General features: G+C 60.1%; 1 protein-coding gene. It reads left to right on the top strand.

The window, feature by feature from the left end:
* Positions 1-111: 111 nt before the first annotated feature.
* The gene (locus tag AC5RWX_RS33710) at positions 112-996 is read left to right on the top strand and encodes an NAD-dependent epimerase/dehydratase family protein (RefSeq protein WP_494100489.1); all 885 of its coding nucleotides are present in this window, start codon (positions 112-114) and stop codon (positions 994-996) included.
* The last annotated feature ends 24 nt before the right edge of the window (positions 997-1,020 follow it).

Genomic DNA, 1,020 nt, shown 5'->3' with positions numbered 1-1,020 from the left:
CGGGGCACTTTGCAGGACGTTATGGCCCAGCAGCACGGTGGCGATCCAGTTGAGGGTGCCAGAGGCCTGCTCATCCCTGCGCCAACCCCGAACTACCATCTAGGAGACATCATGAAGGTCCTTATTACTGGCGCCCACGGAAAGGTCGGTCGTGCCGCTACCCAAGCGATGATCGACGCCGGACACGAAGTCCTCACCACCGATCTCACTCGTCCAGGCTTCGAGCGCAAGCCTGAAGGCACCCCCAAGTACACGATGGCCGATCTCACCAACGCCGGGGAAGCGTACGCCGTCGTCCGCGGAGCGGATGCCGTCGTACACGTCGCCGCAATCCCAGAACCGACCGGTCATCCGCCTCACGTCGTATTCCAAACCAACCTCATGGCGACCTTCAACGTCCTCGAGGCCGCCATACAATTTGGCGTGAAACGCTTCGTGTACATCTCCAGTGAGACGGTCCCCGGGTTCTTCTTTCCCGAGCGCGGATTGCTCCCTGACTACGCACCCGTTGACGAGGAGCACCCGATCCACCCGCAGGACCCCTACGCGCTCTCCAAGTACTTCGGCGAGCAGCTCATGGACGCGGCAGTCGCCCGGTCCGACATCCAATGCATCTCCATCCGGCCCAGCTGGGTTCAGTTCGAAGGCAACTACGAGATCAACCTCGGACCACAGATCCGCGACGCGTCAGTTCTCAGTCCCAACCTATGGAGCTACATCGACGCCTACGACCTCGCCGATGCCATCGTCCTGGCCAGCGAGTCAGGCTTACCCGGACATGAGGTCTTTTATATCGCTTCCCCCGACAATGTAGGCGGCCATAATTTCGCCGAGATCCTGAACAAGTACTACGGCGACGCAATCGAACTACGTGAACTAAGCCGTACCGATGCCTCGGGAATCTCTAGCGCAAAAGCACAACGGATGCTGGGCTGGACGCCAAGGCGATCATGGCGCGACTACCTCGACGCCGAAGGACATACGCTTAACCACTAACAACACCGAGGGAAAGGGCGCGAG

It is taken from the genome of Arthrobacter sp. SPT-J7 (assembly GCF_059089965.1).
The sequence above is the reverse complement of the archived record's forward strand: the minus strand, read 5'-3'. Positions and strand labels throughout refer to the sequence as shown.